Here is a 21,319-nt window from a genome sequence, read left to right as displayed (position 1 = left end):
CGCTGTCCTTGCCGTACAACGGCTACTATGAAAACGGGGTCAGCAGCGTCAGCAACTACGGCCTGGGCAGCTATGCCTTCTACGGCGAGAACGCCGCAGGCACCTGGGAGGTCTACGCCGTGAGCGGCGTACCGACCAACGCCTGCACCACGTATCAACCGCAAGGTGGTACGCAGACCGTGACCCTCGCCACGCCGCTCGCTGTCGAGTACCGCGTGATCGCCGCCAAGTAAGCCGCCGGGAGACCTTTCAACATGATCAATCCATCTGTTTTCAAGACTGCTGCGCTGGCGGCGCTCCTTTCGGTTGCCACGGTGTGCCAGGCGGCTTCGGCTGACCTCACGGTCGGCAAGCGGCTGTCGGCGCAAGAGCTGTCGCAATATGCCAGTGCGCCGGTGGTTCACATCGAATCGCAGTCGTTCAAGGTGCTCTCCACCGGCTCCCGGGCCAAGGCTGCCGGCGCGGCGTCGAGCGCCGTCACCCAGGTCGCCAACGAGCGCGGCGTGGTGGGAGAGAGCCGCAACGAGGTCGTGGTGTCGCAGGTGTCGGTCGATAGCGTGCGGCAGGCGGCGGCAGGGCTTTCCGCATCGCCGGTATCGACGCAGTACTACGGCCACATGAACCTCAGCACGCTACGCTTTGCGTCGTTCCAGGAAGCCGTGAATGCGCGCACGCAGCTCATGAAGGCACTGCCACAGGCGCGGGTGGACATTCCGATCCAGTACGCCAAACCCGTGGCACGCTGATCCGGCCAGCCGTTGAAGTTACGCAAAACGCCCCGCCCTTGCGCGGGGCGTTTTGCATGCGTGGGCGTATTATCCTGGCCTTTTCCCGAGCATCGACACCATGACCAAGGCCACCGGCAGCTTCGAAGCGCTGGCCGCACGCGAAGGCGGCCTGCAGCATCGCCTCTCATCTGCGCAACTCACCATGATCGCCATCGGCAGCGCGATCGGCACAGGCCTGTTTCTGGGCAGCGGTGCGGCCATCCAGTTGGCCGGCCCCGGCGTGATCGCCAGCTACGCCATCGGCGCGGTCATTGCCTTGCTGCTGATGGGCTGCCTGGCCGAGATGGTGGTCGCCCACCCCACCACCGGTTCGTTCGGCGCATATGCCGAGCATTATGTCAGCCCGCTCGCCGGCTTTCTGGTGCGCTATGCATACTGGGCGGCGGTCGTCTTCGTGATCGGCGCAGAGGTGACGGCGGTGGCGGTGTACATGGCGTACTGGTTTCCGGGCGTGCCGGCGTGGGTGTGGATCGTCGGGTTCTCTGCCGTGCTGGTGTGGATCAACGCCAGCAGCGTCGACGTGTTTGGCGTGGCGGAATATTGGTGCTCGATGATCAAGGTGGTGGCCATCGTCGCCTTTCTGGTGGTGGCGAGCTACGCCATCTACCGTGCGCCCGCAGGCGGCCCGATCGGCTTTCACAACTACGTGGACGCGGGCGGCTTCCCGCCGCACGGCTGGCAAGGTGTGTGGTTTGGCGCGGTGGTCAGCATCTTCAGCTTCTTCGGCATCGAGCTGATTGCCGTGGCTGCCGGCGAGGCGCGCGAGCCCGAAGCCGCCGCCACGCGTGCGTTCCGCTCTACGCTGTTCCGGCTGGTGTTCTTTTACCTCTGCACGCTCGCGCTGATGCTGGCCGTCGTGCCCTGGCAGCAGGCCGGCACCGGCAAGAGCCCGTTCGTGCGGGTGATGGAGATCCTGGGCATTGCCGGCGGCGCGGGGGTGATGAACTTCGTGGTGCTCACCGCCGCGCTGTCGTCGATGAACGCGCAGTTGTATGTATCCACGCGCATGCTGTTTAGCCTGGCGCGCGGCGGGCAGGCGCCCGGCGCGCTAGGTGTGGTGAGTCAACGTGGCGTGCCCTTGCGCGCGCTGGCCGTGTCCAGCTCCGGCGCGGCGCTCGCGGCCGTGCTCAGCGTCGTGCTGCCGGGCCACTCGTTCCTGCTGATGATGGCGCTGGCGATGTTCGGCGCGCTCTTTACGTGGCTCGTCATCTTCATCACGCACCTGCGTTTCCGCCGCGCGGTGGAACGCGAAGGGCGCACGCTGCGGTTCCGCATGTGGGGCTTCCCGGTGCTGACCATCATGGGCGCCGTCGCGATGGCGGCCATCATCGTCAGCACGGCATGGATGACGGATTTCCGCATGACGCTGGTGGTGGGTGTGCCGTTTCTGCTGGTGATGGCGCTGGTATTCCGGCAGGTGCGGCGGGGGTAGTCACCCGCGCATCAGCCCTCGGCGCGCAACTGATCCTCCACCAGCGCCACCCAGCATGCCGCCCCAATGGGGATCAGCTTGTCGTTGAAATCGTAGCCGTCGTTGTGCAGCGAGCAGCCGACCCACTGGCCGCCCAAACCGTTGCCCAGCGCGAAGTAGCAGCCCGGGCGCTTCTCCAGCATCCAGGCAAAGTCTTCACTGCCCATCTGCGAGGACGGCGGTACCTGGATGACGCGCTCTTCGCCCAGCACGCTCGCCACGGCACGGCGCGCGATGGCGGTCTGCTCAGGGGTATTGCAGATGGCCGGTACCAGCCGCTCGTAGATGATCTCCGCCTGCACGCCATAGGATGCGGCCTGGTGCGTAATGACCTCGCGGATGCGCGTCTCCAGCAGCTCGCGCACCTCCGGCTTGGTAGCGCGCACGCTCAACTTGAGCATGGCCGTTTCGGGGATGATGTTATGGGTCGTCCCGGCCTGCATCTGCCCAACGCTGATGACAGCCGCATCCACAGGTGCAACGTTGCGCGAGACGATGCCCTGCAACGCCACCACCGACGCCGCCAGCGCAAGCGTCGGGTCAACAGCAAGGTTAGGCATGGCGCCATGGCCGCCACGCCCGCTAAACGTCACCGTCACGCGGTCCGAAGAGCCACCAAGCGGGCCGCTCTGGACCACGGCCACGCCCAGCGGCAAGCCAGGCGCGTTATGAAAGGCGTAGATGGCGTCACACGGAAAACGCTCGAACAGGCCGTCCTCCATCATGGCCACGGCACCGGTCAGTCCCTCTTCATCGGGCTGGAAGATGAGGTTCAGGGTGCCGTTGAAGTTGCGCGTGGCTGCCAGGTGTTCGGCAGCCGCAAGCAACGTGGCGGTATGGCCATCGTGGCCGCACGCATGCATGCGACCGGCCACCTGGCTGGCGTAGGGCAAGCCTGTGCGCTCCTGCATCGGCAGCGCGTCCATGTCGGCGCGCAGGCCGATCGTGCGCGTGCCGTTGCCCACCTTCAATTGCCCCACCAGCCCGTGGCCGCCGACGCTGTGCACGTCATAGCCCCATTCGCGCAGCAGGCTGGCGACGAGCTGCGAGGTGTGCGGCACGTCGGCGCCCAATTCCGGATTGGCATGGATGCGATGACGCAGTTCGGCAAAGCGGTGAGCGCCCACGTGCAGGGCCTGGGGAATGCTGGATGAATTCGGATCGAGGTACATGGTGCGAGGTCAAAGGCGGACTGCGTAAAGGCAACGATGGCGCGGCATCAATCTCAGTCGCGGCCGGGATACGTCGGGAACAGCGTGAGCGCGCCCAGGCTGATTGCACTGCTGGCCAGTAGATACCAGGCCGGAGCCATCGGGTTGCCGGTCACGCCGAGCAACCACGTAACGATGAGCGGCGCAAACCCGCCGAACAGGGTCACCCCCAGGCTGTACATCACCGACATGCCGGTTGCGCGATGCTGGCGCGGGAAGGCTTCCATCAGCAGCGCTGCGCCCGCGCCATTGCTGACCGCCATGAATGTCACACCCAGCGCAATCAGCACCATGGTGAGTGCCAACCCCGCGCCGGAAGACAGCAGCACGAAGCCCGGGTACGTGCACGACAGGCTGACCGCAGACGCGACATACAGTATCGGCTTTCGTGTTGGCAGGCGATCGGCCACCAGACCAAATAGCGGCGACATGACCAGCATGGTCAACCCCGCCACGCAGGCTGTGAGAAACGCCGTGACCGGCGGCATGTGCAACGAATGGATCAGATACGTGGGCATGTAGAAGATCAGGATGTACATGGACGCAGTGGCCCCTGTCATCAGCAGCATGCCCAGCACCAACGTGCGCGCATGCTGGCGAAGCACGTCGACCACGCTTCCATGCGGTGCAGCCTCGTGCGTCTCTTTCAGGTGCCGGCGGATGTACATGCCGACTGGCGCGATCAACAAGCCCAGCAAGAACGGCAGCCGCCATCCCCAGCTCTGTAGAGCCTCGGGGCTGAGGACGGCGCTCACACCGGCCGCACTCAACGCGCCGAGCAGTGCCGCCGCCCCCTGCGTGGCAGCCTGCCAGCTCACCAGGAAGCAACGCCGGCCCTTGCTGGCCGATTCCAGTAGCAGTGCCGACGCCGCGCCGATTTCCCCACCGGCCGACAGGCCCTGCAGCAAGCGCCCGAGCACCACCAGCACCGTTGCCGCCACCCCGATCGTCGCGTGGCTGGGTGTGAAGGCGATCAGCGCGGTGCCCGCCGTCATCAATGCAATCGTCAGTGTGAGTGCAGCCTTGCGGCCACGCCGATCGGCCATGTTGCCGATCAGCACCGCGCCCAGCGGACGCATGACAAAGCCCGCACCAAACGTGGCGAATGACAACAGCAACGACGCCAGCGGGCTGCTCGACGGAAAGAACAACCGCCCGATGGTGGCGGCAAAAAAGCTATAGACCGTGAAGTCGTACATTTCGAGCCCGTTGCCGATGGCGGCGGCAACCACGGCGCGGCTCGAATGCGGGGTGACGGCGGTGGTGCCCTGGCGCGGGGCGCCTGCGGGCACGGCGATCTGGGCGTCCATCTCGATGTCTCCTCCAGTCGGGCGGGCTTCTATGAGCGTCCCGCAATGCGCTGGATTGAAGGGCAATAGTAGGAGCTGTCGGCCCGATTCCGCCCCTCGCTTTTTTTCATGGCTATAGCTGTTGGCTATGGCGGGGGGGGGGCGCGCATCCGAGCCTGCCCGGCTAGTCCAACGGCCGCCCCAGGAGGATTCCGCAGTACAGTTGCTGGCTGGCGGTGCGGCATGCCAACCCTTCCCTGCGCCGTGTATCAAGGACACCTATGAAGCTCAACCAGCTACGCGCACTGGTCACCGTCGCCGAGACGGGCAGCATCCAGGAGGCTTCGCGCCTGCTTCACATCACGCAGCCCGCGCTCAGCAAGGCGATCAAGGAGCTGGAAACCAGCGTGGGCGCAACGCTGTTCGTACGCTCCAGCAAGGGTATCCGGCTGACACCGTACGGCCAGCGCCTGGTCGGGCATGCGCGCTTGATCAACGAAAGCGTCAAACGCGCACGAGAAGACCTGGAAGACATGAAAGGGGCGGTGACGAGCGAACTGACGGTGGGCGTCACCCCCGTCACCGCGCTCATCGGGCCGGTGGCTGATTGCCTCGTGACCTTCCGGCGCGAATTTCCCAACGCGCGTTTGCGCATCCTGGAGGCACGTCCAGGCCAATTGCTGGAACTGCTGCGCGAGGGCGCCATCGACTTTGCGCTGACGTCTCAGTTGCAGACGAACGAACGAGGGTTCGACCACACCGTGGTCTGCCGCGCGCAGACGCTGATCGGCGTACGCAAGGGCCACCCGCTGCGCGGCCACCAGCCCCTGCATGCCTTGCAAAAGGAAGAGTGGCTTGCCCCCGATTCGCTTGCTGACGAGCACTCGCCGTTATCCCGGTTATTTGCCGATGCCGGTCTCGCATTGCCCGAACGCGTGGTCGAGTGCAACTCCATGACGCTGCTGCTTGAGCTGTGCTGGAAATCGGACGCCCTGCTCCTGCTGTCGAGCGAATCGACGCGCTCGCCCATCATCCGTCAGACGATCGACTTTATCGAGACCGATCAGCCAATGCCCGAGCGCATCATCTCGCTGCTCACGCGGGACCGCCACGTCCTGACTGCGCTCGGCGGGCGCTTGTATGACGCGCTGGCACGGGCGTTGCGGCAAGCCTATCCGGAGCCGCCGGCGCAGCCTTGAGCCTGCGCGGCTTTACGCCCGATCACACCGACGCCAGCGCCTGATCCAGATCGGCGAGCAGGTCGTCGATATGCTCGATGCCGATCGACAGCCGGATGGTCTCCTGCCGCACGCCGGCCTTGGCCAGTTCGGCCTCTGAAAGCTGCCGGTGCGTGGTCGACGCCGGATGCGTGGCAAGCGATTTGGCATCCCCGATGTTCACCAGCCGCGTGAACAACTGCAGTGCATCCTGGAAGCGTGCGCCCGCCGCAAACCCGCCCTTCACGCCAAACGTGAGCAGCCCTGGCGCCTTGCCGGACAGGTATTTCTGCGCCAGTGCGTGGTCCGGATGATCCTCCAGGCTGGCGTGGTTGACCCACTCCACTTTGGCGTGGCCGCGCAGATGCTGCGCAATGCGTGCGGCATTCTGCGTGATACGGTCGATGCGTAGACCCAACGTTTCGATACCCTGCAGGATCAGGAAGGCGTTGAACGGCGACAGCGCCGCGCCGGTATTGCGCAGCGGCACCACGCGCGCCCGCCCGATGTAGGCAGCCTCACCCAGCGCTTCCGTATAGACGACACCGTGGTAGCTGACATCCGGTTCGCTCAGGCGCTTGAAGCGCGCCTTGTGCTGCGCCCACGGGAACTTGCCCGAGTCGACAATCGCGCCGCCCAGGCTCGTGCCATGGCCGCCCAGGTATTTGGTGAGCGAATGCACGATGATGTCGGCCCCATGCTCGAACGGCCGCGTCAGGTATGGCGTGGGCACCGTGTTGTCGACGATGAGCGGCAAGCCGCGCCGATGCGCGATCTCGGCCAGCGCGGCGATGTCGGTAACGTTGCCCAGCGGGTTGCCCACCGTCTCGGCAAAGATGGCCTTGGTGCGGTCGTCGATCAACGCCTCGAACGAGGCCGGGTCACGCGGGTCCGCAAAACGCGTGGTGATACCCGACAGCGGCAGCGTATGCGCGAACAGGTTGTAGGTGCCGCCGTACAGCGTGCTGGCCGAGACGATGTTGTCGCCCGCCTCCGCAATTGTCTGGATCGCGTAGGTGACGGCCGCCTGCCCCGATGCAAGCGCCAGCGCGCCGATACCGCCCTCCAGCGCCGCGATGCGCTTCTCCAGCACATCGTTGGTCGGGTTCATGATGCGCGAGTAGATGTTGCCCGGCACCTTCAGGTCGAACAGGTCGGCACCGTGCTGCGTGTCGTCGAACGCAAACGCGACGGTCTGGTAGATCGGCACAGCCACCGCGCGCGTTGTCGGGTCGGCGCTGTAGCCGCCGTGCACGGCCACGGTGTCGAGTTTCCAGGCGGGGGCTGTAGTCAGCGATTGCTGCGTCATGGCTGCGTCTCCGGAGGGTTGGTCTCCGGCGAGCATATGGGGAGCAGTCAGGAGCGCAAACGACCGTTTTTTTCTTTGCTTATTCGACGGCTGTCTCTGCCTTAGCTATCCCGCATGACCTGTGAACACTGGGGGGCATTTCATGCTGACGGCACCCCATGGCACACAGCTTCGACGCGGTTTCCCGCCGGATCAACCAGAAACACCGCGTAGTAATCCGGGTGGTAGTGAGGCCTCAGTCCAGGATCGCCATCAGACCGCCCGCCCGCTGACAATCCAGCCTGGAAGAACGCATCCACATGTTCACGGGAAGGGGCCTTGAAGCACCAGTGCCGTTTGTTATTCCCGACTTCTGCCGGATCCAGATACACCGCCAGAAAGGTGAATGCGGTGTCTTCCGCAGAACAACGTTCGCCGTAACCGAGTGCGTTGGGCCGGTCATAGACCTTGCGAGCCCCCAAGGCGGTCATGATGGCATCGTAGAAGGGACGCGCCGTCTCAATATCAGGGACGCTGATCGATACGTGGTCAAGAAGTTGCATTGCCCATGTTCCCGTTGAACTCGCCCGAGTCTACACGGCCGTGATCGACGGGGTGGATGACCCAACGCGCCATTTCTATTGCTTCACCATCGGGCAAGCCCACCGCGCGCACATTTTTGTCGAGACCAAAGTCAGTGGGCGTCGACAGTGGCGGGCAATCGGCAAGGATAGCGACCGGGTAGTTCTCACCCGCGGAAGTTTATGTGGGCTCAGTCTCGCGAACCGCATTCAACGCCTGTGCCTCGACCTCCAAGTTGGGTTCGCCATCCCTGGTCGCAATCAGTGCTTTCGGTGCCAGCGGAATCAAGGGCAGGATCAGCGCGTACACCACGGTCGTCGCGATCACACAGTAGGTGAACCCGTGCGTTGCGCCACTGGCATAGATCCATGAACCCAATAGATCGCCGGCACGCGCCGAGAGCGCAAAAACACCATCCACCAGCATCATCAAGGTGCCTTGCAGACCCGGCGGACAGGACCGCATCGCGAGATCGAGGTAGGCGGCCGTGGCGACCCCGCCCATCAGCCCGATGGGCGCTGCCAATACAAGGGCAAGATTGGCCGAGTCAATGAATGCCAGCGGAATCATCTGCGGCACCGCGACGATCGTTCCCCACCACAGCAACTTGTTCAGCGGTACCTTCTTGCAGAGAAAGCCGTATAGCAAGAATGTCGGGATGAACGCGGCGGCAAAGATCCCGTTGTAGTACGAATAAATGGAATCCGACGCATGCAGCTCATTGGTCAGATAGAACTGCAGCGGCGTGGCCGACCCGGGCGCAAAGTTCCACAGAAAGCAGATGAGCACCGCCGGATAGACGGCCTGATGCTTCACCAGCCGCCGGACATTCCCGACGAAATCGGCGCCCTTGGCTTGGGGCTTCTCGTAGAGATGGCCGAAGACGGAAACGGGCTTCCAGAGCCCCAACACTGCAATCGCGACATTGACCGCCGCCACCAGAAACAGGGCCTGCTTCGCGGCAAGATGATCGGAGACGTATCCAGAAGCGAACGCTCCCGCAACAACCGGGACGGTGCTGACCACGTTCCACAGAGCGCTCAGGCGCCCTGACATGAGCTTCTCCTGGCCCACCAGAGCGATCAACCCTTGATAGGCCGCGGCGACCAATCGGAACGACAGCATGGCCAGCAGCATCCCGATAACGAGTCTCACGTAGGAGAACCCCGAGAATGCCATCCAGATGCATGCCGCCGCGGTTGCCGGCGCGAAGATCAGGAAAAAACCACGATCGCGCAACCCCAGCGGATTCCATTGGTCACGCGCGAGGCCAAACGCAAACGCAAAATACACGGGGATGCCCGTCACCAGCCGGAATGCCGAGATCTGCGGCGCCGTCGCGTGCAACTGGTTTTTAAGTATGTACGACGTCTGGATATCAACCAGGGAACCGGCCGGCGTTGCCAGATAAATGAACAGGGTCAGCCAACCGAAATACAGCAGGGTTCGGTCGCGACGCTCTGACCCATGACGACCAGACGTGGCCAGCATTTTCGTAGCTTGACGGCAAGACAGCGATTTCGATCGGCTCCGGGTTGCCGACATGAGCACTGCCCAAGCAGCCGTCAGCGCATCGAGCGCCAAAAGACAGGCTCAAACGGCTCCACTGCGCATCGGCTTCGGACTGCAGCGTTAGCGCGGAGTCGAAATCAGTGTAGGCAAAAAACGGGATTGCACCGAACTGAAGGGCGCGTCGATCATGGACAATGGGCGTTTTTCTGTTCGTACAGATTCAGCGGGATGTTTCAGGGTCGGCAGCGGCCTCATTTCAAATTAGACTGCTCAGGATCGCGCCAACATGGGAGGTTGTTCAAATTGAAGGCAGCGATCAAGCGCCTGTTTCAAGCGCTTCCCAGGCTCGACTATCCAAGACATGCAGCAGCAACGCCATGACACGAAATAGTGCAGCGACCACCGTAGCCGTCGCACGCGGAAAGCGCGGCGGGATTGGCGTTCGGGCGAGCGCAATGCTCTTGCTGCTAGCGGCCGGACAGCTTGGCTTGCGGCCAGTGTTTGCCGTCACGCCTTCAACTGCGCAGGACTCCGCAGTGCAGCAAACCGTGTTCGGCATCATCAGTTACGCACGCTGGCCGGCGCCGCGCACCGACGTTCGGCTATGCGTGGCCGGAAAAACGCGGTTCATCTTGGACATGCCGGAAAATCCTGCGTCGCCGCCGACGCCGCGCATCGTCACCCAACCGGTTCGCGCAGATGACCACACCGTCGGCACCCGTTGCGATGCCCTGTATCTGGCTGAATTGCCGAACGACGAGCGCCAGCAACTGGTGGCCGATATCGCCGGCTATCCGGTGCTGACCATCAGCGAGCGAGACGATAGCTGCACGCAAGGCGCGATGTTTTGCCTGAATATCGGCGCGGATCGCGTCACGTTCGACGTCAACCTCGATCGCGTCGCGCGTAGCAGCGTGCGTGTCAGCCCGAGCGTCCTGAAACTCGCGCGCAAGCCCGGAGGGCAATAGCCATGCGCAACCCGGAAACGCATCCGGACGCGCCGAACAGGCCAATTACCGTGACCTCGGCGAAGCCGGCGGGGCGCTCGTCGCTGGAGCGCGTGCTGCGACGTACGTACCTGCGTCTGGCCATTGCCGCAGTCTCACTCGCGACGATCGTGCTGGTTTTCGTTGCGGGGATGGCGCTGCGCTCGTATGCTGAAAACAACTTGACGCTGCTGGCCCGCTCAATGGCCTACACCGTCGAGGCCGCCGTCGTCTTCAATGACAACGTCGCAGCCCAGGAAGCGATCGCACTCATTGCCGGCGGGGAGGACGTTTCGCAAGTGCGCGTCTTCGATGCGCACGGCAAAACGTTCGCTCTTTGGCAGCATGCGGATAACAGCTCGCTTGCGCGCTTCGTGCACGGCGTGGCACGGCTTGGCTTGCCGGGCGCCGTTACGGTGCCGGTGACGCACAACGGCGCGCTACTCGGACAGATTGAAGTGCGGGGGCGGGGCGACCAATTTGCCGAATTCCTGCTCGGCGGGATGGGCGGCGTGTTGGCATGCCTTGTGATCATCCTCGGCATCGGTACAACGATTGCGCGAAACGTTCACCGCGATATCGTCGCCCCGTTGCGTGCGGTGGCTGCGGTCGCACACGCGGTACGTCGCGATCGCGCGTTCTGGCGTCGTGTCGCAGTGACACCAATCGTGGAGTTGCAAGAGCTCGGCAACGACTTCAATGCCCTGCTGGACGAGTTCGAAGCCTGGCAGGATTCGTTGCGCGAGCAGAACGCCACGCTGGCCCATCAGGCCAGCCACGACAGCCTGACCGGCCTGCCCAATCGCGCGGTTTGCGAAGCGCGGTTGCACGATGCAATTGCCGGCGCTGATCGTTCAGGGTCGATGGTGGCGGTGCTGTATATCGACAGCAACCGCTTCAAGGAGATCAACGACACGCTCGGACACGATGCCGGCGACGCCGTGCTGGTTGCGATTGCGGCGCGGCTGCGCGCGCCGCTGCGGCAGAGCGACTTCGTTGCGCGACTGGGCGGCGACGAGTTCGTCGTCATGCTGCCCGGCATCGGCAAGATTGACGATGCCGTCCGCGTCGCGCAGATGGTGCATGACGAGATGCTGGAACCGATCGCGTTGCCTGCCGGCCGTCAGGTCACGACCACCGTGAGTATCGGGATCGCGTTGTACCCACTGCACGCTCGCGACGTCGCCAGCCTGCTGCGCCGTGCCGACGCCGCGATGTATGCCGCCAAACGCGTTGGCCCCAGCACCTCGCGTCTGGCAGAAGATTAGATCGCGGCCCTAGTCAAAACTGTGGACTATCCGCGGGCGGCACATCGTGACACGATCAAGCAATGCGAGGAGCTCGACTTAGCAAAGCGAGCGGGCCGACATCACTTTGGGGGAGAGGCATGCATCAAACGCGTAGGCTGCAGATGACGGGCATAACAAGTGCATGGCGCCTGCGGGCCATGGTCGCCATTGTCCTGCTTGCCCTGGGAGCACTGGCCGGGTGCCAGAGCGTGCCACAAAGCGGCCTGAGCGCAGCGCAGATCGCTGCGCTCAAAAACGCCGGCTTCAATGAAAGCGCCGAGGGTTTCGAGTTCGGCATCAACGATCGGCTGCTGTTTGAAACGAATGCATTTGCGATCCAGCCGCAAGCGCAGCGCATTGTTCAACGCATTGCCCGGACGCTGATTGACGTCGGCATTTCGCGGGTGCGCGTCTACGGGTATACCGATTCGACCGGGAGCGACACCTACAACCAGCGGCTATCGCTGCAACGTGCCAGCGCCGTGGCGGATACACTCGCCAGTGCCGGCATGGCACGCTCAGACATCGAGGCAATCGGCGCGGGCAAGCAGAATCCGGTTGCAGACAACAACTCGCCTGAAGGCCGAGCGGAGAACCGACGCGTAGCGATCGTGATTTCGACTCGCTAAAACGCTGACCGGTGTGCCCCCGCCGCAATGCTCGTGTGATGCAAGCAACGCAAGGTGGCGCATTTGCGAGTGGCATAGTCATTGCTGAAGTGTGAAGCGTCCGCGACGGGCCGGTCACTGGCGCTGGCCCAAGGCGCGTTTTTGAGTGACGTCACCGTGCCGGACGCCGGTGCCCGGCGCTTCAGGAGACCCAGATGACCAGCAAGAACACGATCTGCTTGTGGTACGACCGCGACGCCCTCGACGCCGCAAATTTCTATGCCGAAACCTTCCCCGATAGCGCTGTCCACGCCGTCCACCGTGCTCCGGGCGACTACCCCAGCGGCAAGCAGGGCGATGTCTTGACGGTCGAATTCACGGTCGCCGGCATTCCCTGCCTTGGGCTGAACGGCGGCCCGGTGTTCAAGCACAACGAGGCCTTCTCGTTTCAGATCGCGACGGACGACCAGGCCGAAACCGACCGCCTGTGGAATGCGATCGTCGGCAATGGCGGCCAGGAGAGCGCCTGCGGCTGGTGCAAGGACCGGTGGGGCATCTCTTGGCAGATCACCCCGCGCGTCCTCACCAAAGCGGTCAGCGACCCCGATCGCGCGGCCGCCAAGCGTGCATTCGACGCGATGATGACGATGACCAAGATCGACATCGCCGCCATCGATGCTGCGTGGAAAGGCTGAAACCTCCCCGCAAATCGTCGGCAATACATGAAAAAAAAGCCCGCCCCGGGGCATCTCGCCGGGGCGGGCTTTGTTGTTCAATGGCATTCACCAGTGTGCGCAATCGTAGGCGGATTGTTCAGTGCGGTTCAATCCGGCATGCTCCCAGCCATATAAAAAACCGTTTCAGAATGAAGCGAAGCGGTTCTGGCTAGGCGTGCAGCCGCAGACAGTACTTGAGTACGGCAAGGCTGTGCAACGACGCCGGAATCATTCTGAAGCGGCTTCTAAGAAGGAAGTACCGTCAGGAGACACGCATGACCGCCCAGCTCATCTTTGAAGATCGCCCGATCGACGCCGATACCCTGCTTGCGCGCGGCGCAGCGCTTGCCGGCGGCTTGCGCCGCATGGGCGTGCAGGAAGGCGACGTGATCGGCGTGCTGATGCGCAATGCGCCCGCCTACATTGACGTGATGCACGCGTGCCGCATTGCCGGCTGCCACTTCTGCCCGATCAACTGGCACTTCACGCCGGCCGAGGTGGAATTCCTGGTGCGCGACTCCGGCGCCAAGGTGCTGATCGGCCATCGCGACCTGGTGGATGCGGTGGAGCCGCTGCTGCCGCCGCACGTGCAACTGCTGCGCGTGGATGCCGAGGGCACCGACCGTGCCGACGGCTACGCCAACTGGCTTGCGCTGCAAACGCCGTACGACGGGCCGCTGGTATCGCCGCGCGGGCACATGGCCTACACGTCGGGCACCACTGGGCGGCCCAAGGGCGTGGTACGCCAGGCTGTGCCACTCGATCAACTCGACGCGCATCTGCAGCAGGCACGAGCGGTGGTGGCCGCCACCTTCGGCATCGTGCCGGGTTGCCGCGCGCTGCTGCCGGCGCCGCTCTATCACAGCGCCCCGAGCCTTTTCGCCCAGCAGGCCGCGCAGATGGCCGAGGTGCTCGTCCTGCACGCGCGCTTCGATGCGCTGCGCGTGCTTGAGCAGATCGAGCGCTACCGCATCGACACCGTCTACCTCGTGCCAATCATGTACGTGCGCCTGCTCAAGCTGACGGAGGAAGAACGCAACCGCCACGATCTGTCTTCACTGCGCTTCGTGGCCTCCACCGGCGCCCCGTGCGCGCCCGAGATCAAGCGCCGCATGATCGACTGGCTCGGCCCCGTCATCTATGAGACGTACGCCTCCAGCGAGACCGGCATGATCACCGTAATGGACCCGCGCGACGCGGCAGAGCGCCCCGGCAGCGCCGGCCGCCCGGTGTGCGACGCGCAGGTGCGCATCCTGCATGAAGACGGCACGCCATGCGCCACCGGCGAGATCGGCCTGATCTACAGCCGCCAGCCTGCTTACCCCGACTTCTCCTACCGCGGCAACGACACCGCACGCGCCAAGATCGAGCGCGACGGCCTGGTCACGCTCGGCGACATGGGCTATCTCGATGCCGACGGCTACCTGTATGTGTGCGACCGCGCATCGGACATGGTCATCTCGGGCGGCGTCAACATCTACCCGGCCGAGATCGAGCACGCGCTGCTGCGCTACCCCGACGTGGTCGACTGTGCGGTCTTTGGCGTGCCGGATGACGAATACGGCGAACGCCTCGTCGCGGTGGTGCAGACCGAACGCGAAGGGCTGCAGGCCGAGCCTGTGATCGACTGGCTACGTGGCCAGATTGCCGGGTTCAAGATCCCGCGCCAGATTGAATTCACCACCGCACTGCCGCGCGACGACAACGGCAAGATCGCCAAGCGGCGCCTGCGCGATGCGTGGTGGGGTGACCGGCAACGACGCGTGTGATCGCGCTCGCTTCCGGCTCAGCGCATCAGCCGACGGCCATGGCCTGCGATTCGCTGCCAAGCGACAGCTAGGCGGCCAGCGGGTTCACCCTGAATCTGGACAATCCTCTGACGCTAACGGCGTATTTCGCAAGCGCGATGCCGGTTTACGGGCGGAGAATGCAGTGCTGTTTCAGTCCGATCTGCGAAACCGGCATGCAAGTCGATGCGCGTCGATCCTCTCAGTCGGCAAAAAAAAACGCAGCGGAAGCCGCTGCGTACGATGAGAACGTGAGGGAGACCTCTCCTGCGTAAGTTACACGCAAGTTATGACGAAAATTTGTCACGAAGGCGATTGACGCGGCATCCCCGACATTTGAAGTGTGCGGCGACTCTCATTTAAGGCCGTTCAATCACCTCCATCGCCCTCTCACGCACCGAGCCCCGCCAGCGGATGCGCATCGATACGCCACGGTGACGACAGGAAATGCCGCACCCGCTCCGGCCGCACCTGCGGCAGCGTGGCGGGTGTCCAGCCGGGGCGGTGGTCCTTGTCGACGAGGTGCGCACGCACGCCTTCGCAAAAATCTCCTTCCTCGATCACGCGCGCCACGATGCCCAGCTCCATCCGAAAGCACTCGGCCAGGGTCATCTGCCGGCCGCGCAGCAGCGCCTCGCGCGTAACGTGCAGCATGGTCGGGGAATGCGAGGTCATGGCATCGAGCGTGGCCTGCAGCCATTGGCGTGGCTCGCGGGCGGGTTCACGATCGAGGCTCTCGCGCAGCGTGGCGACGATACGGTCGACCGGCGAGCGCCGATCGAAATAGCGCTGCACCCATGGCATGGCCGATGCCAGCACGGCATGCGGGACGATGTTGCACGGCGGCTCGAACACGCGGCGCAGCGCCTGCATCAGGTTGCCATCGTGCGGCATGTGCTGCAGCCGTTCTTCAAATGACGCCAGCCACTCGGTCGGCACGCAGATGTCGGCCAAGCGGCAATGCAGCGCGTCGGCGCCGGAGAGTGTCACGCCGGTCAGCCCGACGTACAGCTCCAGTTCGGGCGACATCGTACTCAGGAAGCGCGTAGCACCCACATCGGGCAGAAAGCCGATGCGCGTCTCGGGCATCGCCATCTTCGTGCGCTCGGTCACCACGCGCAGGCGCGCGGCTTGCCCGAGGCCCATGCCGCCGCCCATGGTGATGCCATCGAGCAGCGCCACGATGGGCTTCGGAAACTGATGCAGCGCGTAGTCGAGCCGATATTCGTCGACAAAGAATTGCAGCCAGCCGTCGTCGCCGTCCATCCGGCCCTGCTGCGCAAGCTGGTAAAGCGAGCGCACGTCGCCGCCTGCGCAAAAGCCCTTCTGGCCGGCGCCGCGCAACACCAGCGCGACGATGCCGTCGTCATGGCGGCATTGCTCCAGCAGCACGGCCAACTGCCGCACCATGCTGTGCGACAGCGCATTGAGCGCGGACGGGCGGTTAAGCGTGATGATGGCAACGCGGTTCACCACGCGCATCAGCACCTCGGGCTCGGCGGCCGCCACATCAGGCTGCGCCACCTGCATCTGGACTGCACTCATTGCAGCGTCTCCGATTCGCGCGCTGTCTGGGTGTGCCAACGCGGCGCGCGCTTCTCCAGGAAGGCGTTCACGCCCTCGCGCTGGTCAGGGTGATCGAACAGGTCGACAAAGCGCTCGCGTTCCACAGCCAGCGCTGCAGCACGCGGCACGCCGTTGCGCGCCTGGTGGATCAGTTGCTTGCTGAAGGTGACGGCCTGCGGACTGAGCGTCGTCACACGCTGCGCCATGGCAATGGCAGCCTCGCGCGCGGCGCCGGTGTCGACCACCTCTTCCACCAGACCGATGCGCAGCGCGGTTTGTGCGTCGACGCGCTCGCCGGTCAGGATCATGCGCTTGGCCCAGCCCTCGCCCACCAGCCACGGCAGCGTCTGCGTGCCGCAGCCGCAGCACAGCAGGCCCACGGCGGTCTCGGGCACAGCCAGCTTGGCATGCTGCTCGGCGATACGGATGTCGCACGCCAGCGCGCACTCCAGCCCGCCGCCCATCGCATAGCCGTTGATGGCGGCGATCACCACGGGCCGCGCATTCTGCAACGCCTCGAATGCGGCGCCGAAACGCGCGGCGGCCTCGCGGGCCACATCGCGATTGCCGTCGGCAAAGGTGTTGAGGTCGGCCCCGGCGCTGAAGAACTTCGGGCCTTCGCCGGTGATGACGATGGCACGCACGCGGGCATCCGCATTCAGTTGCTCGACGGTGGATTGCAATTGCAGCAGGCCTTCCGGCGTAAAAGCGTTGGCAGGCGGCCGCTTGAGCGTCAACAACGCGATTGCATCATTGTGCAGAGTGTCGATTTCGATCATCACGCAGCCCCTTCCTGGCGATACAACTTGATGACGGCGGAGAAATCCAGCTTGCCATCGCCCTTGCTGCTCACGGTCTGGTAAAGCTGCTGAGCGAGCGCCCCAAGGTAGACCGGCTGACGGACGGACTTGGCTGCGTCACCCGCCAGCCCCAGATCCTTGAGCATCAGGTCGGTGCCGAAGCCGCCGGTGTAGCCGCGTGAGGACGGCGCGGCCTCGATCACGCCCGGGAACGGGTTGTACGTGTCCGAACTCCAGCAGCGTCCGGTGGACGTGTTGATGATGCCGCCGAGCACCTTCGGGTCGATGCCCAGCGCCTCGCCCAGCGACATGGCCTCGGCCACGCCGGCCATGGTGATACCGAGCACGAGGTTGTTGCAGATCTTCGCGCCCTGGCCCGCGCCGGTGTCACCGCAATGCACGAGGTTCTTGCCCATGGCGGACAGCACCGGGCGCACCTGCTCGAACGCCGCTGCGCTGCCGCCCACCATGAAGGTGAGCGTGCCGGCCGCCGCACCACCGGTGCCGCCCGAGACCGGCGCATCGACAAAGGTATTGCCATGCTCGGCTGCCAGCGCGGCAAGTGCCTTGGCGCTGGCGGGGTCGATGGTGCTCGAATCGATGATGGGCACGCCTTTCGAGATGCCGGCCAGCACGCCGTCCGGTGCGGTCAATACGCCGCGCACGTGCACCGCGGCAGGCAGCATCGTGATGACAGTGTCGGCGCCAGTCACGGCGTCCTTGGGCGATGCGGCAGCGGTGGCGCCGGCTTCCACGAGCGACTGCACAGCCTGCGCGTTCAGGTCGAACACGCTGAGCGTGTGACCAGCCTTGAGCAGGTTGCGCGCCATCGGGGCGCCCATGTTACCCAAGCCGATGAATGCGATCTTCATGGTGGTCTCCGCTTGGCTGGTCAGCGCAGGCTGATGGTGGTGTTCACGCCGCCGGCATCCACCGCATCGTCAAACCAGCGCGCGGTGACGGTCTTGGTCTGCGTATAGAACTGCACGACCTGCTTGCCGTACGGGCCCAGATCGCCCAGTTTGGAGCCGCGCGAGCCGGTAAAGCTGAAGTACGGCACCGGCACCGGAATCGGGATGTTGATGCCGACCTGGCCGACATCGATCTCGCTCTGAAACTTGCGCGCCGATGCGCCGCTCTGCGTGAACAAGCCTACGCCGTTGCCGAACGGGTTGCGGTTGACCAGCGCAATGGCCTCGTCCAGCGTGGGCACGGTCACCACCAACAGCACGGGGCCGAAGATCTCGTTGGTGTAGATATCCATGTCGGTCTTCACATCGGTGAAGATCGTCGGGCCGACGAAGTTGCCGTCTTCATAACCGGCCACGCGCACGTTGCGGCCGTCCAGCGCCAGCGTGGCGCCCTGTTGCACGCCCGATTCGATCAGGCCGAGGATGCGCTGCTTGGCCGCCCGCGAAACGACGGGGCCGACATCCGTGCCCGGCTCCACGCCGGCGTTCACCTTGAGCGTCTTGGCCTTGGCGATCAAATCCGGCACCCACTGCTGGGCGGCACCCACCAGCACCACCACGGACGTCGCCATGCAGCGCTGCCCCGCCGCACCAAAACCCGCGCCGACAAGTGCGTTGAGGGTCTGCTCCCGGTTGGCGTCGGGCAGCACCACGGCGTGGTTCTTCGCGCCCATCATCGATTGCACGCGCTTGCCATGCTCGCTGCCCAGGCGGTACACATGCGTGCCGACCGCCGTGGAGCCGACAAACGAAATCGCCTTCACATGCTCATGCGTGCACAGCGCATCGACCACGTCCTTGCCGCCGTGCACAACATTTAGCACACCCGGCGGAATGCCCGCCTCCAGTGCCAGCTCGACGAGCAGCATGGTCGACAGCGGGTCCTGCTCCGACGGCTTGAGCACAAACGTGTTGCCGCACACGATCGCCATCGGGAACATCCACAGCGGGATCATGGCCGGGAAGTTGAACGGCGTAATGCCCGCGCACACGCCAATCGGCTGGCGCAGCGTGTAGGTGTCGACCGCGCCGGCCACGTTTTCCAGAAATTCGCCCTGCTGCAGCGAGCCGACCGAGCAGGCGTGCTCGACCACTTCCAGCCCGCGGAAGATGTCGCCCTCTGCGTCGGGCAGCGTCTTGCCCTGCTCAGCCGTCAGCGTGCGGGCAATGCGGGGCATGTGCTCGCGAATCAGCGCCTGGAACTTGAGCATGATGCGCATACGCGCGCCCACCGGCGTATTCTTCCACGCGGCAAATGCGGCATGGGCCGAACGGATGGCTGCGTCAACTTCATCTGCCGTGGCAAACGGCACCCGCGCCAGCACTTCCTGCGTGGCGGGGTTCACCACATCGCGCCATTCGCTCGACTTGGATTCGACAAATTCACCGCCGATCAGCAGCTTGACGGTGGGCGGGGTGTCCTGGTGTGCAGCGGGCTTGGCGGAAGCGAGGGAAGCAACGGCGCTCATGGGGTCTCCTAGACAATCGGTGGCGGGTTCAATGCGGAATGGGCGAATCAGGCGAAGTCTTCTTCCCAGTACTCGCCAGGCAGGCGAGCGGGCTCAGTTGTGCGTTCCAACTCCAGCCGGCGCAGTTCGACGCGGCGAATCTTTCCGGAGATGGTCTTGGGCAGATCACTGAACTGCAGGCGGCGGATGCGCTTGTACGGCGCCAGTTTCTCGCGCGAGAACAGGAACACGGCGCGCGCCAGCTCAGGGCCGGCTTCGTAACCCTGGCGCACCGTCACGAAGGCCTTCGGCACCGACAGGCGCAGCGGATCGGCGCTCGGCACCACGGCGGCTTCAGCAATGGCCTCGTGCTCGATCAGCACACTCTCCAGCTCAAAGGGGCTCAGGCGGTAATCCGACGACTTGAATACGTCATCCGTGCGGCCCACGTAGACGAAGTAGCCATCGTCGCGGCGCAGGGCCACGTCGGAGGTGTGGTAGTAGCCGTTGCGCATGGCCTCGGCGGTGGCCTTGGCGTTGTTGGCGTAGCCCTGCATCAGGCCCAGCGGCCGATGCGAGAGCGGCAGCACGATCTCGCCTTCGCTGGCGGGCTGATCGTCATGGTCGACCAGCTCCACGCGGTAGCCCGGCAGCGGGCGCCCCACCGAGCCCGGCACCACCGGCTGGCCCGGTGTGTTGCCGATCTGGCAAGTGGTTTCGGTCTGGCCGAAGCCATCGCGGATGGTCACGCCCCACGCGCTGCGCACGCGCTCGATGATCTCGGGGTTCAGCGGCTCGCCCGCGCCGACAATCTCGCGCAGCTTCACGGCACACGATGCCAGCGGCTCCTGCACCAGCATGCGCCACACGGTGGGCGGCGCACACAGCGTGGTCACATTGAAGCGCACCAGTACGTCCAGCGTGTCTTTCGGCACGAAGCGCGCGTAGTTGTAGACGAACACGCAGGCCTGCGCATTCCACGGTGCGAAGAAGCAACTCCAGGCATGCTTGGCCCAGCCGGGCGAACTGATGTTCCAGTGGATGTCGCCAGGTTGCAGGCCGATCCAGTACATGGTCGACAGGTGGCCGACCGGATAACTCTGGTGCGTGTGCTCGACCAGCTTGGGCTTGGAGGTGGTGCCCGAAGTGAAATACAGCAGCAGCGGGTCGGTCGCCCTGGTCGAGCCATCGGGCGTGAACTCGGCAGGCGCGCTGTACGCATCGGCAAGGGCCACCCAACCATCGCGCTGCGCACCCACGGCAATGCGCCTGACGCCGGCATCCACCTTGTCGAACTTGTGCAGCTCGGCCGCATCCACCACCACCGTGGTCGCGCCGCCAAGCTCCACGCGGTCGCGCACGTCATCGGGCGAAAGCTGCGTGGTGGCGGGCAGCACGATGGCGCCCAGCTTCATGGCCGCCAGCATCACGTCCCACAGCTCGACGCGGTTGGGCAGCATCAACAGCAGACGGTCGCCGCGCACGATGCCCAGCCCGCGCAGAAAGTTGGCCATGCGCGACGAGCGCTCGGACATCTGCGCAAACGAAAGCTTCTGCCCGGCATCCTGTGGATCGTCGACGATCCACAGCGCCGGGTTGTCATTGCCGCGCGCCATCACGTCAAAGTAGTCCAGCGCCCAATTGAACTCGCCCAGCACCGGCCAGGTGAACTCGCGGTACGCGCGGTCGTAGTCGGTGCGATGGCGCAGCAGAAAATCGCGCGCTTCCACAAAGCCCTTTGCTGCAGATGCCACTTCGTTCATCGTCGTCTCCTGGTCGGCGCGTAGGCG

18 protein-coding genes are annotated in these 21,319 nt (G+C 64.5%); 8 read left to right on the top strand and 10 right to left on the bottom strand.

The window, feature by feature from the left end; translation table 11 throughout:
• Nucleotides 1-254: 254 nt before the first annotated feature.
• Together B4F51_RS22645 and B4F51_RS22640 are read left to right on the top strand one after the other, a co-directional pair.
• Nucleotides 255-746, top strand: a complete 492-nt coding sequence (locus tag B4F51_RS22645; RefSeq protein WP_296228995.1) for a hypothetical protein — start codon at nucleotides 255-257, stop codon at nucleotides 744-746.
• Between the two features lie 100 nt (nucleotides 747-846).
• Nucleotides 847-2,220, top strand: a complete 1,374-nt coding sequence (locus tag B4F51_RS22640; RefSeq protein WP_296228994.1) for an amino acid permease — start codon at nucleotides 847-849, stop codon at nucleotides 2,218-2,220.
• An 11-nt stretch (nucleotides 2,221-2,231) separates the two neighbouring features.
• Here the strand turns inward: B4F51_RS22640 and B4F51_RS22635 are convergent, their stop codons facing one another.
• Both B4F51_RS22635 and B4F51_RS22630 read right to left on the bottom strand, forming a co-directional pair.
• Entirely contained in the window at nucleotides 2,232-3,431 is a 1,200-nt protein-coding gene (locus B4F51_RS22635; protein ID WP_296228993.1) for a M20 aminoacylase family protein, read from the bottom strand.
• Between the two features lie 53 nt (nucleotides 3,432-3,484).
• Complete coding sequence (locus B4F51_RS22630; protein ID WP_296228992.1) at nucleotides 3,485-4,780, bottom strand: MFS transporter; 1,296 nt, start codon at nucleotides 4,778-4,780, stop codon at nucleotides 3,485-3,487.
• Nucleotides 4,781-5,040: 260 nt separating this feature from the next.
• On the opposite strand from B4F51_RS22630, the gene B4F51_RS22625 reads away from it, so the two are divergent.
• Nucleotides 5,041-5,958: a LysR family transcriptional regulator gene (locus B4F51_RS22625; protein ID WP_296228991.1), complete on the top strand. Its 918-nt coding sequence runs from the start codon at nucleotides 5,041-5,043 to the stop codon at nucleotides 5,956-5,958.
• 22 nt (nucleotides 5,959-5,980) lie between these two features.
• Here B4F51_RS22625 and B4F51_RS22620 read toward each other — a convergent pair whose 3' ends face one another.
• From B4F51_RS22620 to B4F51_RS22610, 3 genes are all read right to left on the bottom strand, one after another.
• The gene (locus B4F51_RS22620) at nucleotides 5,981-7,285 is read right to left on the bottom strand and encodes an O-acetylhomoserine aminocarboxypropyltransferase/cysteine synthase family protein (protein WP_296228990.1); all 1,305 of its coding nucleotides are present in this window, start codon (nucleotides 7,283-7,285) and stop codon (nucleotides 5,981-5,983) included.
• Nucleotides 7,286-7,425: 140 nt separating this feature from the next.
• On the bottom strand, nucleotides 7,426-7,827 hold the full coding sequence (locus B4F51_RS22615; RefSeq protein WP_296228989.1) for a VOC family protein: 402 nt from the start codon (nucleotides 7,825-7,827) through the stop codon (nucleotides 7,426-7,428).
• Nucleotides 7,828-8,026: 199 nt separating this feature from the next.
• Nucleotides 8,027-9,337, bottom strand: a complete 1,311-nt coding sequence (locus tag B4F51_RS22610) for an MFS transporter (protein WP_296228988.1) — start codon at nucleotides 9,335-9,337, stop codon at nucleotides 8,027-8,029.
• Nucleotides 9,338-9,906: 569 nt separating this feature from the next.
• On the opposite strand from B4F51_RS22610, the gene B4F51_RS22605 reads away from it, so the two are divergent.
• From B4F51_RS22605 to B4F51_RS22585, 5 genes are all read left to right on the top strand, one after another.
• Nucleotides 9,907-10,326, top strand: a complete 420-nt coding sequence (locus B4F51_RS22605) for a YfiR family protein (protein WP_296228987.1) — start codon at nucleotides 9,907-9,909, stop codon at nucleotides 10,324-10,326.
• Nucleotides 10,327-10,328: 2 nt separating this feature from the next.
• Nucleotides 10,329-11,612 carry a diguanylate cyclase domain-containing protein gene (locus tag B4F51_RS22600; RefSeq protein ID WP_296228986.1) on the top strand — a complete coding sequence of 428 codons (1,284 nt, stop codon included), beginning with the start codon at nucleotides 10,329-10,331 and terminating at the stop codon, nucleotides 11,610-11,612.
• 179 nt (nucleotides 11,613-11,791) lie between these two features.
• Complete coding sequence (locus B4F51_RS22595) at nucleotides 11,792-12,262, top strand: OmpA family protein (RefSeq protein ID WP_296228985.1); 471 nt, start codon at nucleotides 11,792-11,794, stop codon at nucleotides 12,260-12,262.
• A gap of 194 nt (nucleotides 12,263-12,456) precedes the next feature.
• Complete coding sequence (locus tag B4F51_RS22590; RefSeq protein WP_296228984.1) at nucleotides 12,457-12,936, top strand: VOC family protein; 480 nt, start codon at nucleotides 12,457-12,459, stop codon at nucleotides 12,934-12,936.
• A gap of 296 nt (nucleotides 12,937-13,232) precedes the next feature.
• On the top strand, nucleotides 13,233-14,726 hold the full coding sequence (locus B4F51_RS22585) for an acyl-CoA synthetase (protein WP_296228983.1): 1,494 nt from the start codon (nucleotides 13,233-13,235) through the stop codon (nucleotides 14,724-14,726).
• Nucleotides 14,727-15,134: 408 nt separating this feature from the next.
• Here B4F51_RS22585 and B4F51_RS22580 read toward each other — a convergent pair whose 3' ends face one another.
• The 5 genes from B4F51_RS22580 to B4F51_RS22560 are packed head-to-tail and all read right to left on the bottom strand — an operon-like array spanning nucleotide 15,135 to nucleotide 21,292.
• Nucleotides 15,135-16,289: an enoyl-CoA hydratase/isomerase family protein gene (locus tag B4F51_RS22580; protein WP_296228982.1), complete on the bottom strand. Its 1,155-nt coding sequence runs from the start codon at nucleotides 16,287-16,289 to the stop codon at nucleotides 15,135-15,137.
• The gene (locus B4F51_RS22575) at nucleotides 16,286-17,089 is read right to left on the bottom strand and encodes an enoyl-CoA hydratase (protein ID WP_296228981.1); all 804 of its coding nucleotides are present in this window, start codon (nucleotides 17,087-17,089) and stop codon (nucleotides 16,286-16,288) included. The genes B4F51_RS22580 and B4F51_RS22575 overlap by 4 nt, the downstream gene beginning before the upstream one ends.
• Nucleotides 17,089-17,982: a 3-hydroxyisobutyrate dehydrogenase gene (gene mmsB, locus B4F51_RS22570; protein WP_296228980.1), complete on the bottom strand. Its 894-nt coding sequence runs from the start codon at nucleotides 17,980-17,982 to the stop codon at nucleotides 17,089-17,091. Before mmsB ends, B4F51_RS22575 begins: the two co-directional genes overlap by 1 nt.
• Before the next feature lie 20 nt (nucleotides 17,983-18,002).
• Nucleotides 18,003-19,550, bottom strand: coding sequence for a CoA-acylating methylmalonate-semialdehyde dehydrogenase (locus B4F51_RS22565; RefSeq protein WP_296228979.1), 1,548 nt, complete (start codon nucleotides 19,548-19,550; stop codon nucleotides 18,003-18,005).
• Between the two features lie 47 nt (nucleotides 19,551-19,597).
• Nucleotides 19,598-21,292 carry an AMP-binding protein gene (locus B4F51_RS22560; RefSeq protein WP_296228978.1) on the bottom strand — a complete coding sequence of 565 codons (1,695 nt, stop codon included), beginning with the start codon at nucleotides 21,290-21,292 and terminating at the stop codon, nucleotides 19,598-19,600.
• Between the last annotated feature and the right edge of the window lie 27 nt (nucleotides 21,293-21,319).

Origin of the sequence: Ralstonia sp. UBA689 (genome assembly GCF_002298975.1) — a bacterium.
Lineage (GTDB): Bacteria > Pseudomonadota > Gammaproteobacteria > Burkholderiales > Burkholderiaceae > Ralstonia.
Note: the sequence above shows the minus strand (reverse complement) of the source record. Positions and strands in the feature narration are given on the sequence as shown.